This window comes from Sinorhizobium sp., from assembly GCF_059070375.1.
On record NZ_JCACWC010000003.1, the window covers coordinates 698652 to 714358 of the forward strand.

Genomic DNA, 15707 nt, shown 5'->3' on the forward strand with positions numbered 1-15707 from the left:
TGACCACCAATGACCAGCATCATGACCAACCCCGCCGCCATGGCGGCGTTGCAGACATTGCGCGCGATCAACCATAATCTCGAGACCACTCAGGGCCGCATCTCCTCCGGCTTTCGCGTGGAAACTGCCGCCGATAATGCCGCCTATTGGTCCATCGCAACCACGATGCGATCGGACAATGCCGCGTTGTCGACGGTCCACGACGCCTTGGGCCTCGGCGCCGCCAAGGTCGATACCTTTTACTCGGCGATGGATACGGTCATCGACGTGATGACCGAGATCAAAGCCAAGCTCGTCGCGGCAAGCGAGCCGGGCGTCGACAGGGATAAGATCAACAAGGAGGTGGCCGAGCTCAAGAGCCAGTTGAACTCGGCCGCGCAGTCCGCCTCATTTTCCGGCGAAAACTGGCTCTATAACGGTGCTTCAGCAGCACTGGGCACCAAATCCATCGTCGCCTCCTTCAACCGCAGCGCCGACGGCAGCGTTACGGTCTCGACGCTCAATTACGACACCGCCAAATCCGTCCTGATCGACGTCACCGATCCGGCGCGCGGCATGCTCACCAAGGCGGTTGATGCGGACGCGCTTCAATCCACTCCGACCGGCACGGCGCGCAACTACTATCTCATCGATGCAGGTGCAGCTCCCGCGGGCGCGACAGAGATCGAGATCGACAACGCAACGACCGCTGCGCAGCTGGGCGACATGATCAGCGTCGTCGACGAGCTCATCAGCCAGCTGACCGACTCCGCCGCCACGCTCGGCGCCATCACCAGCCGCATCGAGATGCAGGAAAGCTTCGTCGCCAATCTGATGGATGTGATCGACAAGGGCGTCGGGCGTCTCGTCGATGCCGACATGAACGAGGAATCGACACGGCTGAAGGCGCTGCAGACGCAGCAGCAGCTGGGCATCCAGTCGCTCTCGATCGCGAACACCACCTCCGAGAACATTCTCCGCCTGTTCCAGGAGTAACGACATCGCTTTCCGCCGTGCCGCCGGTCATCGGCATCGGTCGGAGAAAGGTTGGACCGCGCTATTGCCCTGGCGCGGTCCAACACCTTCGCACAAGTTTGACCGGATAGCCTTCCTTCGCAGTCATGTTGGAAATTGCCGGCCGGAAACCACTCCGGCTGCCGCTTGCATCGCGTTTCGCCTTCCGCGAACCGCTGCAGAATCAAGAATGCCGGTCCGTCGCTATTCGGGCGAACGGGCCTAAGGAGACGGTCAAGACGTGTCGGGCTCTATGGATTTCCGGGCGGCAAGCGAGCCTTCGCAGATGCGGCTGGCAATATCGGCCTTCGCCGAGGTGAGCCGGGAGGCGTGCCGATGAGCGCGTCGCTGTCCCGCTATCTCAAGGATTTCAGCCCGCCGAAGATCGAGCTGACGCGGGTAACGCCGAGATATTTTCCGGATCTCGACACCGACCTTTCGCAGAACCGTGCATGGGCGGAGCCGGTCATGCCCGAGATCGATATCGACGCCGAGCGCAGCGAAGCCTTTGCGAAAGGACGTGCCGAGGCCAGCGCCGAACTCGCTCTCGAACATCAGAAAGAGATCGCCGATCTCAAGGCGCGCCACGCAGAAGAGATCGACGCCCTGAAGCAGCGCCTCGAGGAACAGGCAGCCGCCAGGATCGCCGCTGGTTTCGGCGAAATGGCGGATCGGCTGGCGCTTGCGCTCGGCGACCAGGCGGCGCGCGTCCTCGCTCCGGTCATGGACGAGGCGCTCGCCAAGCGCGCGGTCGAGAACCTGGCCGGCATGGTCCGGCACGGCCTCGCTGCCGGTGAAGGGATCGCGATCACGGTGCGGGGCCCGCTTGCGCTTTTCGAGGCTTTGAAGGCCCTGCTGCCCGAAGCGACCGCGTTCCGTCACGTCGAAAGCGATGATGTCGACCTGACCGTCGAAATGGGCGAGGCGATACTGGTGACGCGAATGGCCGCGTGGTCCGATACTGTTCGCAAGGTTCTGGCATGAACGACGAGAGCAACGGCAAGAACGAAATCATCATCGTCCGGCGTTCGGCAGAGAGCCACGACGGCCATCACGGCGGCGGGTGGAAGATCGCCTATGCCGACTTCATGACCGCGATGATGGCCTTCTTCCTCGTCATGTGGCTGATCAACGCCGCGAACGAGGAGACCAAGGCGGCGATCGCCGCCTATTTCAATCCGGTGCAGTTGACCGATCAGAAGCCGGCGGAAAAGGGCCTCAAGGATCCTGCCAAGGATGCGCAGGGCGAACAGACGCAGCAGCGCTCCAAGGTCGACGGCGAACAGGCCAAGTCGGGCGGTTCGGCGAAGACCGGCGATCAGCTGACGGCGACCTCGGGCGAAGAGACCAAATATTCGGATGCCGATTTCTTCGAAAATCCTTACTCGGTCCTGTCCGAGATCGCCCGCGAAGTGGGCCACGAGGCGAATATCAGCGTCAAGGGCGACGGCGGGGCGGCCCAGTCCGGGCCGTCAACCGGAGCCGCCGGGGGCGAAGCCTATCGCGATCCCTTCGACCCGGACTTCTGGACCAAGCAGGTGGAAGTGAAGGACGCCGGCAACACGGCCGAAAGCAACATGGCGTCAGCGGCACACAGCACCCGCGAAGCCGCCTCCGGGCCGAAAGCGCCGGACAGCGCGGAGGGCGCAAAGGCCGCGGATGCACCTGAGAACCAAGCGCCGGCTGAAAATCCGCAGAAGGAAGCCGAAGCCCTAAAGGCTGAAATCGAAAAGGAACTCGGGGGCGATGCCGGGCGGCTTCTCGAAAGCCTCGCCGTAACCCCGGCCGAGGGCGGCCTGCTCGTGACGATCAGCGAGCAGACGGATGCGCCGATGTTCGCGGTCGGATCCGCCGTGCCGCAAAAGGAACTGGTGCTCGCGATGGAAAAGATCGGCAGGCTGCTTGCCGAGCGCCCGGGCGCTGTGGCCGTTCGCGGCCATACCGACGGGCGGCCGTTCAAGGACGGCACCTACGATAATTGGCGCCTTTCGGCGGCACGTGCCCAGAGCGCCTATTACATGCTGGTGCGCGGCGGCCTGAAGGAAGAGCGCGTGAAGCAGATCAGCGGCTTTGCCGACCGGCGGCTCCAGGTGCCGAACGATCCCTATGCGCCTGCGAACCGGCGGATCGAAATCCTGCTGCAGTCGGGCCGGGGCTGAGAAATGCTGAAGCGGCTCTGCACCATTCTTGCGGCATCGGCCCTTGCCGCTCCCCTCGCGCTTGGCCCTGCCCGCGCGAGCGGGAAGGAGGAGCTCACGCCTTACAAGATGATAAGGTCGCTGCAATATGTGCAGGATTCGGTGGTGCTCGGCGACCATTCGGCGATCGAGATGCAACGCTTCATGCTCGGCGCGATCGACGAGCGGCTGAGGGCCGCCGATCCTTCGGCGTTTCGCGATCCGCGCAATGTCGACGCAGCTCTCGTCTATGTCATGAGCGGCGGCAATCCGGCGACGCTCGACCTTCTGGCCGACCGCGACATCGAGGGCAATTTCGACTCTCGGGTGACCGAGGCGCTCAGGCACTATCTGAACGGCAAGGGCCCTCTGATCGTCGAGAATCTCACCAAGGCCGCCCCGGAATACAAGAATTCACGCATCGGTCCGTATCTGTTCCTGATCCTTGGCAACGCCATGTCGCAGCAGGATCCGGTCGAGGCGATGAAACATTACGATTGGGCGCGCCTGACGGCACCGGGCACCATCATCGAGGAGGCTGCCCTTCGCCGTTCGGTCTCGCTGGCGGCGCGGGCCGGCCTTCCGGAGAAGGGCTTTCGATATGCGCTGAACTACGCGCGGCGCTATCTGACCTCACCCTATGCGAGCCAGTTTGCCGATGTCTTCGTCGAGCTGGCGGTCGCCCATTTCGACGAGGCGGCCGATGGGCGCGTCTCGGAGGTACTCTCCTTCATGGACAGTGCGCGCCAGCGCGAGGTCTATCTGCGGGTGGCGCGCCGCGCCGCGATTGCCGGCAAGCAGGCCCTGGCGCGGCTGGCCTCCAGGCGCGCCGAGGAACTGGCAGGGGATGACAGTTCCCGATCGCAGGTGCTTGCGAGTTTCTACGAGGGGCTGGCTGCCGTGCCGTCCGCAGATGTCTTTTCGGCCGCCGAAGCCCTCGAAGCGATCCCCGACGAAAACCTGTCCCCGCGCGACCGCGCCCTGCGCGAGGCGGCCAAGGCCGTAGCCGATGCGGTGGTGCGGCCACCATTGGGAGAAAGCCCGGCGCAAGCACCCGGGCCTATAGCGGAAAGACCGGCCGGGGAGCAAAGCGAGCTGGTTGCGGAGGAAAGCGGAAGCGGCATGAGCCCCTTCGGGCAGCCTTTCGAGGGGGCGTCCGACCGGCCAACCGAGATGCCGGCCGAGGCCGGGACGGCCGAAGCCGATATCGCCGCTCCAGGCGATCCGGTGCTCGAAGGCTTTCTAGCCAGCGGTCGTTCGAAGATCGACGAGATCGATGCGCTGCTGAAGAGGGAAGGACAATGAGGCCTCTTGACGAGAGTTTGCGCGCGCCCGCCGCCAACAGGCCGGCACAGTCGCTGAGTGTTCGGGGTCAGCCGGAGGCCGAACCGGGGGCCTTTGGCGAGGCGATCGCCGATGCAGGCCGCCGCAGGACGCAGGGGCAAGGCGGCCAGGCATCTGCCGATGACGCGCGACGGGACCCCGTCGCGAACGGCGGCAACGCCTCGGCTGTGACGAAGGTCGACGGCTTTGGAGCGGATGATGCGGCATTCATGGCGGATGCTGCGGCGCCCGACGCTCGGCCCGCCTCCGAGCGCGCGATCGTGACACCGGGTCAGGCGACGAAATCATCGCAGCACGGCCACCCTGCCGGCACGCCGCATCTGTCGCGGGAACGTGAAGGTGGCCAAGAGGAAATCGACCAGCCGGCGGAGCGGGCGGTGATCCGCTCGCGTGGATCGGTGCAGACCTCGCGCGAGACCGTTGACGAAGCGTCGGTCGTGACGGCGAGGGAAGGCGGGGAGAACGGCGACCCTGCCAGCGGAACCGTCTCCGATCTCCTGTCGATGCTCGCCGGCGCCGCACCGGCGGTGGCCGCGGCTTCGCAGCCGGAAGGCCGGCCAAAGCCCGCCTCCGCGGTTCGCGAAGGCTCCGACGGTCTGGCAAAGACTGTAGGCGGCATATCGCCGGAAGTGGCGGACGGCGAGCATCCGCAGATCGGGGAGGTGAACGGCGACGGCGAGCCGGACCGGCTTTTCCGCTTCGCCCGTGCCGACGGCAAGGGGCAGGCCGTTTCCATGAGCATTTCGCGGGATGGCGAGCGGGCAGTCGTGGAGAACAGCCGATCGTCGGTCAAATCCGGAGTGGAAACCGTGACCGTTCTGGAGGCGCGCCGCTATCTCGGCCTTGCGCTCAACGAGAACGCTGCGTCGGTGACGAGCGCGATCGCCGGCGATAGCGGATGGGCCGAGGCATTGCAATCGAGCGCCGCGACGACGAAGCCCGGAGCCTGGAGCCAGGCCGGCAAGACGCTCAATACGCTGAAGATCCAGATGCATCCGGTCGACCTCGGCATGGTGACGGCGACACTGAGACTGAAGGACGACGAGCTGCAGGTCGATCTGAAGGTCGAAACCGGTGAGGCCTTCCGCCAGCTCAGCGACGACCAGAGCGAATTGGTGAAGGCCCTGCGGGCGCAAGGATTTGCGGTCGACCAGGTGAACATCGTCTTCAACGGCGGCGGAGATTCCGCAAATGGCGGCGGTGGCCAGTCCCAGTCTCAGGCCCAGGCTCAGTCACAGCTCGGCTACGAGGGCCGTGAGCGGGCAGGTGATGATGGACAGGGGCGTCAGCCGCGGGATGGCGGCCGGGCGGCGGCGGAAAGGTGGGCGGGCAATGATGCTACGGACGATATGGTTGACGGTGCCGAGCGTTCTCGCTCTGGCCACGTCTACATGTAGCGCCCTTGCGAGCGCAGGCGTGTGCGAGCGCGAGATCGCGTCCGCGGCCTCCAAATACGGCGTGCCGACCGGGATCTTATATTCCGTCGGATTGACCGAGACGGGCCGCAAAGGGTCCCTGCAGCCCTATGCGATGAACATCGAAGGCAAGGCCTATTTCGGGGCAAGCGTCCAGGATGTTCTCACACGATTCGGCGCGGCGCGTGCCCAGGGCGCCAAGCTCATCGATCTCGGCTGCATGCAGATCAACTACCACTTTCACGGCGAGCATTTCAGCTCTCCCGAGGAGATGCTCGATCCGCGCAGGAATGTCGAATATGCCGCCCGCTTCCTGTCCAATCTGCGCGCCCGGCACGAGAGTTGGACGATGGCGGTCGCTCGCTATCACGCCGGCCCCAACAACGACCCGGCGCAGAAAAAATACGTCTGCCGCGTCATCGCAAACCTGGTCGCGACCGGGTATGGCAAGTGGACGCCGAACGCGCAGCAGTTTTGCCGATAACCGACTTATGGTTGCATTGCCGCAGCCGCTGCCTCATTGTGGCGACAATGCGGACAGATTGTGATCGCAAGCGATTTCGGCATATCGCGTTAACTTTTCAACACCATGTTAGTGGTAAGGTTAACGGTCACCTACTAGATATAGGCCAAATCGGCACGGAATTCTTAATCAACTATTAAAATCCCCCATTAACTTCCTCTAGTTGTTCGCGACTCCCGGGATTCGTACCTCTGTCTCAATGTGGCATCCATACTGATTCGGAGGCGGGCGAATGATCGTGGTGGTTGATGATAGAGCTCTTGTGAAGGACGGCTACGCGTCCCTGTTCGGCCGCGAGGGCATTCCCTCGACGGGCTTCGATCCGAGGGAGTTCGGCGAGTGGGTAAGCTCCGCCGCCGATTCCGATATCGACGCTGTCGAAGCCTTCCTGATCGGGCAGGGGGAGAGCACATTGACCCTGCCGCGCGTGATCCGGGATCGCTCCCGTGCACCGGTCATCGCCATGAGCGACACGCCGTCGCTGGAAAACACGCTTGCGCTCTTCGACTGCGGCGTCGACGACGTGGTCCGCAAGCCGGTGCATCCGAGGGAAATCCTCGCACGCGTCGCAGCGATCCGCCGGCGTTTGACGGCCATCGCCAATTTCACGGATATCGGTCCCATCCGCGTTTTCGCCGACGGGCGCGATCCGGAGATCAATGGCGAAGTCTTCGCGCTTCCCCGTCGCGAACGGCGCATTCTCGAATATCTCGTCGCCAACCGCGGGCGCCGGGTGTCCAAGTCGCAGATATTCAACGCGATTTACGGCATCTTCGACGAGGACGTCGAAGAGAATGTCGTCGAAAGCCACATCAGCAAGCTGCGCAAGAAACTGCGCAAGAAGCTCGGCTTCGACCCGATCGATTCGAAGCGTTTCCTTGGCTACTGCATCGACTGGAATTGAGCGCAGAAACGGCAGGGCGAGAACAGCTCAAGACAGGTTCACGCAAGGCCCGGTCTCTAGTGTCGCCGCAACAAGGAAATGAGGATCCGATATGAGTCTCTACGGTACCATGAGAACGGGCGTGTCCGGCATGAACGCCCAGTCCAACCGGCTCAGCACAGTCGCCGAGAACATCGCGAATGCCAACACTACCGGCTACAAGCGCGCATCGACGGAATTCTCATCGATGATCCTGCCGTCGGGCAACGGATCCTATAATTCAGGCGGCGTACAGACGGAGGTGCGCTACAGCATCTCGCAGCAGGGCGCGACGACCTTCACCACCTCGGCCAGCGACCTGGCGATCGACGGCGGCGGCTTCTTCATCGTCGAAGGCGCCAACGGCCAGGAATATCTGACTCGCGCCGGCTCCTTCGTTCCGGACAGCCAAGGCAATCTGGTCAATGCCGCCGGCTTCACGCTGATGGGCTACGAATACGAGGCCGGCGTCGACCCGACCGTCGTCGTCAACGGATTCGATGGCCTGACCAGGGTCAATCTCGCTTCGGATGGGCTCATCGCGACCGGTTCGACCAAGGGTTCCATGGGCGCGAACCTGCCCTCGGGCGCGGCGGTGGGCGATGTTTCCACCACTTCGCTCGTCGTCTATGACAGCCAGGGCAATACCCGCATTCTGGATTTCAATTACGAGAAAACCGGGGCGAATGCTTGGTCCGTCGAGGTCGTCGACCGGACGTCGTCAACGGTCCTCGGCACACAGACGCTGAATTTCAACCCGGACGGATCCCTTACCGCGACCCCTGCCACATTGACGACATCGGCGATGGCGGCTCTTCCCGGCACCGGGGCGAACCTCTCGGCCCTCACGATCGATCTGACGAAGACGACGCAGCTCGGCTACGCGTTCAACGCCGACGGCGGCAACATCGACGGCAACGCGCCGAGCAAGGTCGCCGGCTACCAGATCGACTCCGACGGCATCGTCTACGTAAAATACGAGAACGGCGAGCTCGATCCGCGCTATCGCATCGCGCTCGCCAATGTCCAGAGCCCGGACAAGCTGAAGCCGGAATCCGGTAACGTCTATTCGCAGGGCGTCGACTCCGGCGTCATCATCACCGGCTTCGCCGGCTCGGGCGATTTCGGCGAGATCCTCTCCGGCGCGCTCGAAAGCTCGAATGTCGATATCGCCGAGGAACTGACGGCGATGATCGAGTCGCAGCGCAACTACACGGCAAACTCCAAGGTCTTCCAGACCGGTTCGGAACTGCTCGAAGTTCTCGTCAATCTGAAGCGGTAATTCCAACTTCGAAACTACGTACTTCCGGACGTAAGGCCCATTACGGGCTCTTCCCGGGAGTGCACTGAGAAAAACGGTCCCCGGCATGTCGCTGTCTTCTGCAATCGCCATCGCGCAATCCGCGTTCAGCACCACGGCGCAACAAACCGCCACGGTCTCGAAGAACATTGCCAATTCCGGCAATGCGGACTACTCGCGCCGCATGGCGATGCTCGGGACCACCCCGGGCGGCGCCCAGATCGTTTCCATCTATCGGGCGCAGAACGAGGCGCTCCTCAAGCAGAACCTGATCGGCATCTCGCAGTCTTCCGCGCAGAGCAGTCTCCTGTCCGGGCTGGAGATCATGAAATCGGCGCTCGGCGGGAACGACTACGAATCGTCGCCCTCCACCTATCTCTCGGCCTTCCGCAACAGCCTGCAGACTTTCGCGTCGACGCCAGGCAATGCGACGATCGCCGCCACGGTGGTGTCGGATGCATCGGACCTTGCCAACTCGATCAGCAAGACGTCGGCCGCCGTTCAGGGCCTTCGTCTCGACTCGGACAAGAAAATCGCCGAGGAGGTCGCCAATCTGAACCGCCTTCTCGCGCAGTTCGAGACGGCGAACAACGCCGTCAAGCAGGCGACGGCCGCAGGCACGGACGCGACCGCTGCGCTCGACGATCGCGACAAGACCCTGAAGCAGATATCGGAGCTTGTCGGCATTTCCACCGTCACGCGGGCGAACAACGATACCGTCATCTACACCTCGGGCGGCACCGTTCTCTTCGAGACGCTTCCGAGAGAGGTCACGTTTGCGCCGAAGAGTGCTTACGATGCCACTGTCACGGGCAACGGCATATTCATCGACGGCGTGCCGCTCGCTGCCGGCAGCGGCGCTGATACCAGTGCCCAGGGCAAGCTCGCGGGCCTGCTTCAGCTGCGCGATGACATCGCTCCGAAGTTTCAGTCGCAGCTCGACGAGATGGCGCGCGGCCTCGTCACCCTCTTCCGGGAAGGCGGCTTGCCGGGGCTCTTCACCTGGTCGGGCGGAAGCGTACCGGTTGCGGGCGCCGTCCAGCCGGGGATCGCCGCGAGCCTTTCGGTCAGTCCCGCAGCGAAGGCCAACCCCTTCCTCCTGCGCGACGGCGGCTTCAACGGCGTCGTTTCGAACCCCGACGGCAATGCCGGTTTTACGGACCTGCTCGACGGATTCATCACTGCTTTGGACGGCGACATGGCGTTCGACGGCGCGACCGGGCTCGACGCCACGAGCTCGATCATGGAATTCGCCGCGTCTTCCGTCGGCTGGTTCGAGCAGATACGCAGCGGCGCCTCCACGGCCGATGACAACAAGGCGGCGCTGCTGGCGCGCACGCAGGAGGCGCTCGGCAGCGTGACCGGGGTGAGCATCGACGAGGAACTGTCGCTGCTTCTCGATCTGGAACAGTCCTACAAGGCTTCGGCCAAGTTGATCAGCACCGTCGACGCCATGATGGCGTCGCTTCTCGAAGCCGTGAGGTAATCATGAAGACGTCCTTCGTTTCGAACCTGGCCGTTCAGAACGCCATGCGGCTGACCATCCAACAGGGGCAGGCGGAACTTCTGAAGCTGCAGACCGAGGTGACGACCGGGCGCCATGCGGATGTGGGCCTGGCGCTCGGTTCCTCGGCGGCGCGGTCGGTGAGCCTGCAGCGCGAGCTGGCGCGACTCGATACGCTCGTCGATACCAATTCCGTCGTCACCCAGCGGCTTGCCGCTTCGCAATCCGCTCTCGCCACGATGGCCGAAGCGGCGCAGCAGGTGCGCAACACCCTCGTCACCTTCAAGGGCAATGATGCCGTCGATCAGCTCGCGATCCAGAAGACCGAAATACAGAGCGCCATGTCGGCCTTCTCTTCGGCGGCGAACCTGTCCTTCAACGGCGAATTTCTCTTTGCCGGCATCAACACCGACGTGAGGCCCTTCGAGGATTATGGCGCTGCGGCGAAGTCGACCTTCGACACCGCGCTCGCCACGTACATGTCGGCGAACGGCATTGCCTCCATGAGCGATTTCACGAAGGCCGAGATGGAGGACTTCATCACCAACACGCTCGAGCCGCTTTATGCAAGCGATGCGCAATGGGCCACGGATTGGTCCAAGGCCTCGAGCCAGAACATGACGAGCCGCATCAGCACGACGGAAGTGGTGCAGAGCTCCACGAGTGCGACGACGGAAGGCTTCCGGAAATTCGCGCTCGCCAGCGTGATCGCCCTGGAACTGATGGACGAAAATGTCAGCTCCGAAGTCCGGGCCTATATCGGTGAGACCGCGCTCGGCTATGTCGAGCAGGCCAATACGCAGGTCACGGCGGAGCGCAGCACTCTCGGTATCTCCGAAGCGCGCGTGAAAAAGGCGAATACCTCCCTCCAGGCCCAGATCAAGCTGATCAACACACATATTACCGATCTCGAAGGCGTCGACACCTACGAGGCTTCGACACGGATGAACACGCTGCTGACGCAGGTAGAGACCTCCTACACACTGACGGCGCGGATCCAGCGGTTGAGTTTGATAGACTTCCTCTAATGACTAGAGGATGCGGACAAGCATGAGGGATGTCTGAATGTATCAGTTTGCATACGCCGAGATCATGGAGGAAGGCGTAGCCGTTTCCAAGGATCGGGAGAAGCAGGTTCTCGATCGTTCCATCGCGCTCTTGCAGGCGGCGAAGGAAAAGGACGGATACACCCGGGAGGCGATCGAAGCGGTCTACTTCACCCGGCGTCTCTGGATACGTTTCATCGAAGATCTGCGCGCGCCGGACAATCAGCTCAACGAAGAGCTGCGCGCCAACCTGATTTCGATCGGAATCTGGATTCTGAACGAGACGGAGAAGATCCGCAAACGCGAGTCTTCCAATTTCCAGGGCATTATCGACATAACCACCATCATCAGGGATGGACTGAAATGAAGAGCACACTGCGTATTTCGCTGAAATCGGGCGAAAGGATCTTTGTAAACGGCGCAGTGCTGCGCGTCGACCGCAAGGTCGCGATCGAATTCCTGAACGACGTGACCTTCCTGCTGGAAAACCACGTCCTGCAGCCCGAAGACGCGACGACACCGCTGCGGCAGCTCTATTTCATCGCCCAGATGATCCTGATCAATCCGGAAGGCGCGGACCAGTCGACCGCGATGTTCCGCAAGTCGATCGTCATGCTGCTCAACTGCTTCAAGCACGACGAGGTGCTGGCCGAGCTGAAGCGAATCGACGGGCTGGTCACGCAGGGTCGGGCCTTCGAGGCGCTGAAGGCGATCCGGGGGCTTTATCCGATCGAGGACCAGATCCTCAACGCGCAGGAACTGACGCCTGCGACGGTGGAACAGATACGCAAGGAGATTGCGCCATGGCGGTGAGCGGCGTCAACAACACGTCCAACAGCTACACGCCAACGGTTTCGGCCACGGATTCGGCGGGCGACGCCAGCGCGGCGACGCTCAACTACGAGAGCTTCCTCAAGCTGCTTGTGGCGCAGATGAAGAACCAGGATCCGACGCAGCCGATGGACGCGACGCAGCAGATCGCGCAGCTTGCGACCTTCTCGCAGGTGGAGCAGACGATCAAGACCAACAAGAACCTCGAAAGCCTGCTGCAGCGCACCGCGCTCAGCGAGGCGGACGCCGTGATCGGCAGGACGGTCACCAGCGCGGACGGCAAGACCACTGGCGTCGTCAAGGAGGTGAAACTATACTCCGATGGAATCATCGCGGTGCTCGATACGGGCAAGGAGCTCGTTATCGGTCCGGGCGTCATAATGAAGTGAGTTCCCATGAATGAGGCAGATGCCCTCGACATCGTACAGGCGGCGATCTGGACAGTGATCGTGGCCTCGGGCCCTGCCGTTCTCGCCGCAATGGTGGTCGGGGTCGGCATCGCCTTCCTCCAGGCCCTGACCCAGGTTCAGGAGATGACGCTGACATTCGTGCCGAAGATCCTGGCGGTGATGGTCACCGCCGCCATCTCGGCGCCCTTCGTCGGCGCGCAGATTTCGATCTTCACAGATATCGTGTTCTCGCGAATACAGAGCGGATTTTAGCTCGGGGAGCGGCGAAATATCCCGCTCTGCCCTGCCGGGCATCTCCCCCGGATACCACCTTCGCGCAAGCTTGGCCCTCTAGGACTCTGCCATACCCTTGGGCAGATCTTACGATCGCTGCCCGCCTCTCATGAAGAGACGGAAGAGACATGGCACAACAGGCGACGCTGACCATCCCGAAACTTGCACCCAAGAGCCGGGACATCGGCTTTGCGCTCGGGATCGTGATGATCCTGTCGATCCTGTTCCTGCCCATTCCCCCCTTCCTGATCGATCTCGGGCTTGCCTTCTCCATTTCGTTCTCGGTGCTGATCCTGATGGTCGCGCTCTGGATCCAGCGGCCGCTCGATTTCTCGTCTTTCCCGACGATTCTGCTGATCTCGACCATGATCCGCCTGGCGCTGAACATCGCCACCACGCGCGTCATCCTTTCCCATGGGCATGAGGGCCATGGCGCCGCCGGCGGGGTCATCTCCGGTTTCGCCAGCCTCGTCATGTCCGGGGACTTCGTGATCGGTCTCATCGTCTTCCTCATCCTGATCACGGTGAACTTCATCGTCATCACCAAGGGTGCCACGCGTATCGCCGAAGTCGGCGCCCGCTTCACCCTCGATGCGATCCCCGGCAAGCAGATGTCGATCGATGCCGACCTCTCAGCCGGCCTGATCGACGAGAAGGAAGCGCAGCGCCGCCGCCGCGAGCTGGAGGAGGAGAGCTCCTTCTTCGGCGCCATGGACGGTGCATCCAAATTCGTGCGCGGCGATGCGATCGCCGGCCTGATTATCACCGCGATCAACGTCTTCGGCGGCATCATCATCGGCTACCTGCGCCACGACATGGAGATCGGCGAAGCGGCCGACGTGTTCGTCAAGCTTTCCGTCGGCGACGGTCTCGTCTCCCAGATCCCGGCACTGATCGTTTCGCTCGCCGCCGGCCTGCTCGTCTCGCGCGGCGGCACCGCCGGTTCCACCGACCAGGCGGTCGTCGGCCAGCTCAGCGGTTATCCCCGGGCGCTGATGGTCGCCTCCGGGCTGATCGTCCTGCTCTCCGTCACGCCCGGCCTGCCTTTCCTTCCCTTTGCGGCGCTTGGCGGCGGCATGGCTTTCCTCAGCTGGTTCATTCCGAAGCAGATCGAGGCCGAGAAGGCGGCAAAACGGGACGAGGAGGCGGCGAAGGCGCAGCAGAGCAAGGAAAGCGACAAGGATTCGGTCAAATCGGTGCTGAAGACCGCGGAGATCGAGCTGCTGCTCGGCAAGCAGGTCTCCACCAGGCTGCTGGGCGCGCATCAGGAGCTTGCCTTCCGCGTCGGCAAGATGCGCCGGAAGTTCGCCCTCCAATACGGCCTCGTCGTTCCGGAGATCAAGGTCTCCGACGACATCACCATTCCCGACAAGGCCTATCATGTCCGCATCCACGGCACCACGATCGCTTCCAACACGGTCCGCGTGGGCGAAGTGCTGGTGGTTACCGGCGGCGGGCGGCGGCCGAGCGTGCCCGGCGACGACATCCGGGAACCGGCTTTCGGCATGCCGGCGGTGTCGATCCTCGAGACGTTCACGGAAGACCTGAAGCGCGAGGGCTTCCACCCGATCGACAACGTGTCGGTGGTGCTGACGCATTTGAGCGAAGTGATCCGCAACAACCTGCCGCAGCTTCTCTCCTACAAGGACGTGAAGGTGCTGATCGAACGGCTCGACCCGGAATACCGCAAGCTCGCGGACGAGATCTGTACCTCGCACATGTCCTATTCCGGTCTGCAGGCGGTGTTGAAACTGCTGCTTGCCGAACGCGTCTCGATCCGCAATCTGCATCTGATTCTCGAAGCCGTGGCGGAGCTGGCCCCGCACGTGCGCAAGACCGAGCAGATCGTCGAACACGTGCGGGTGCGCATGTCGCAGCAGCTCTGCGGCGACCTCGCCGACAACGGCGTGCTGCGCGTGCTGAGGCTCGGCAACAAGTGGGACATGGTCTTCCACCAGGCGCTGAAGCGCGACGCCAAGGGTGAGATCGTCGAGTTCGATATCGATCCGCGCCATCTCGAGGAATTCAGCGAGCAGGCGACGAAGGTAATCCGTGAACATCTCGATCGCGGCATGCCCTTCGTACTGGTAAGTTCGCCCGAATCCCGGTCTTATGTGCGCATGATCATCGAACGCCTCTTCGCCACATTGCCCGTGCTCTCGCATGTCGAGCTCGCCAAGGGACTCGAGATCAAGATCATCGGCTCGATTTCATGATCACTGACCCCGAGGGCACGGTCCTGGCGCTGTTTGCGGCCTTCTGCCGGATCGGAGGCTGCGTCATGATCATGCCGGGCTTCTCGACGGCGCGCGTCCCCATGCAGATCAGGCTGTTCATCGCGGTGGCGCTCTCCATGGCCATCCTGCCGATCATGTGGACGGATATCTATCCGCAGGTGACGGGCAAAGGTCACAATTATCTCTATCTCGTCGCGACCGAGACCGCCATCGGCGCCGTGATCGGGCTCGTCGCGCGCTACTATGTGCTCGGGCTGCAGTTTGCCGGCACCGCAATGACCATGCTGATGGGGTTCAGCCCGCCGCCGACGGCGGATGTGCTGGAGGATACGGCGGAAAACCAGCTCACCAGCATGATCGGTTTTGCCGGGCTGATGATTCTCTTCATGCTGGATTTCCACCATGTGATTTTCGAGGCGATCGCGCAGTCCTACCGGGTGATGCCGATCGGCGCCGGCTTCGATCCGCAGGGCACGCTGATCACGCTCACCAATTCGCTCGGTCAGACCTTCATGATCATGCTCCGGCTCGCCAGCCCCTTCGTGATCTACGGCCTGCTGTTCAACGTGGCGATCGGCATGGTCAACAAGCTGGCGCCGCAGATCCCGGTCTACTTCATTTCCCAGCCCTACCTCATCATGGGCGGCCTGTTCCTTCTCTATCTCGGCATCGCCGCGATGCTGCGTCTGTTCGCCGACGGCTTCGCGCCCGTCATGCAGGGTGGCTAGCTCG

16 protein-coding genes are annotated in these 15707 nt (G+C 62.8%); all 16 read left to right on the forward strand.

Going from position 1 to position 15707, the window contains the following annotated elements:
* The first annotated feature begins 9 nt into the window (after positions 1–9).
* Positions 10–975, forward strand: a complete 966-nt coding sequence (locus AC5J09_RS15370) for a flagellin N-terminal helical domain-containing protein (RefSeq protein WP_494297956.1) — start codon at positions 10–12, stop codon at positions 973–975.
* Between the two features lie 354 nt (positions 976–1329).
* Positions 1330–1977: a hypothetical protein gene (locus AC5J09_RS15375; RefSeq protein WP_494297957.1), complete on the forward strand. Its 648-nt coding sequence runs from the start codon at positions 1330–1332 to the stop codon at positions 1975–1977.
* The gene (locus AC5J09_RS15380) at positions 1974–3152 is read left to right on the forward strand and encodes a flagellar motor protein MotB (protein ID WP_494297958.1); all 1179 of its coding nucleotides are present in this window, start codon (positions 1974–1976) and stop codon (positions 3150–3152) included. The genes AC5J09_RS15375 and AC5J09_RS15380 overlap by 4 nt, the downstream gene beginning before the upstream one ends.
* A 3-nt stretch (positions 3153–3155) precedes the next feature.
* Positions 3156–4475 (forward strand): chemotaxis protein MotC, encoded by a 1320-nt coding sequence (gene motC / locus AC5J09_RS15385; protein WP_494297959.1) that lies wholly within the window; start codon positions 3156–3158, stop codon positions 4473–4475.
* Positions 4472–5911 carry a flagellar hook-length control protein FliK gene (fliK, locus tag AC5J09_RS15390; RefSeq protein WP_494297960.1) on the forward strand — a complete coding sequence of 480 codons (1440 nt, stop codon included), beginning with the start codon at positions 4472–4474 and terminating at the stop codon, positions 5909–5911. Before motC ends, fliK begins: the two co-directional genes overlap by 4 nt.
* The gene (locus tag AC5J09_RS15395; protein ID WP_324762914.1) at positions 5850–6413 is read left to right on the forward strand and encodes a lytic transglycosylase domain-containing protein; all 564 of its coding nucleotides are present in this window, start codon (positions 5850–5852) and stop codon (positions 6411–6413) included. Before fliK ends, AC5J09_RS15395 begins: the two co-directional genes overlap by 62 nt.
* A 271-nt stretch (positions 6414–6684) precedes the next feature.
* On the forward strand, positions 6685–7356 hold the full coding sequence (gene rem, locus AC5J09_RS15400; protein WP_018094240.1) for a transcriptional activator Rem: 672 nt from the start codon (positions 6685–6687) through the stop codon (positions 7354–7356).
* A gap of 91 nt (positions 7357–7447) precedes the next feature.
* On the forward strand, positions 7448–8656 hold the full coding sequence (locus AC5J09_RS15405; protein ID WP_324762915.1) for a flagellar hook protein FlgE: 1209 nt from the start codon (positions 7448–7450) through the stop codon (positions 8654–8656).
* 85 nt (positions 8657–8741) lie between these two features.
* A complete protein-coding gene (gene flgK / locus AC5J09_RS15410; protein WP_494297961.1) occupies positions 8742–10160 on the forward strand; it encodes a flagellar hook-associated protein FlgK in 1419 nt (472 codons plus the stop codon).
* 2 nt (positions 10161–10162) lie between these two features.
* Positions 10163–11206 carry a flagellar hook-associated family protein gene (locus AC5J09_RS15415; protein WP_494297962.1) on the forward strand — a complete coding sequence of 348 codons (1044 nt, stop codon included), beginning with the start codon at positions 10163–10165 and terminating at the stop codon, positions 11204–11206.
* A gap of 37 nt (positions 11207–11243) precedes the next feature.
* Complete coding sequence (flaF, locus tag AC5J09_RS15420) at positions 11244–11591, forward strand: flagellar biosynthesis regulator FlaF (protein ID WP_003529863.1); 348 nt, start codon at positions 11244–11246, stop codon at positions 11589–11591.
* The gene (gene flbT / locus AC5J09_RS15425; RefSeq protein WP_003529861.1) at positions 11588–12037 is read left to right on the forward strand and encodes a flagellar biosynthesis repressor FlbT; all 450 of its coding nucleotides are present in this window, start codon (positions 11588–11590) and stop codon (positions 12035–12037) included. Before flaF ends, flbT begins: the two co-directional genes overlap by 4 nt.
* Positions 12028–12444 carry a flagellar hook assembly protein FlgD gene (gene flgD / locus AC5J09_RS15430; protein WP_003529859.1) on the forward strand — a complete coding sequence of 139 codons (417 nt, stop codon included), beginning with the start codon at positions 12028–12030 and terminating at the stop codon, positions 12442–12444. The genes flbT and flgD overlap by 10 nt, the downstream gene beginning before the upstream one ends.
* 6 nt (positions 12445–12450) lie before the next feature.
* A complete protein-coding gene (gene fliQ / locus AC5J09_RS15435) occupies positions 12451–12717 on the forward strand; it encodes a flagellar biosynthesis protein FliQ (protein ID WP_018094245.1) in 267 nt (88 codons plus the stop codon).
* A 149-nt stretch (positions 12718–12866) separates the two neighbouring features.
* Positions 12867–14954 carry a flagellar biosynthesis protein FlhA gene (flhA, locus tag AC5J09_RS15440; protein ID WP_100669557.1) on the forward strand — a complete coding sequence of 696 codons (2088 nt, stop codon included), beginning with the start codon at positions 12867–12869 and terminating at the stop codon, positions 14952–14954.
* The gene (gene fliR, locus AC5J09_RS15445) at positions 14951–15703 is read left to right on the forward strand and encodes a flagellar biosynthetic protein FliR (RefSeq protein WP_411923353.1); all 753 of its coding nucleotides are present in this window, start codon (positions 14951–14953) and stop codon (positions 15701–15703) included. The genes flhA and fliR overlap by 4 nt, the downstream gene beginning before the upstream one ends.
* The last annotated feature ends 4 nt before the right edge of the window (positions 15704–15707 follow it).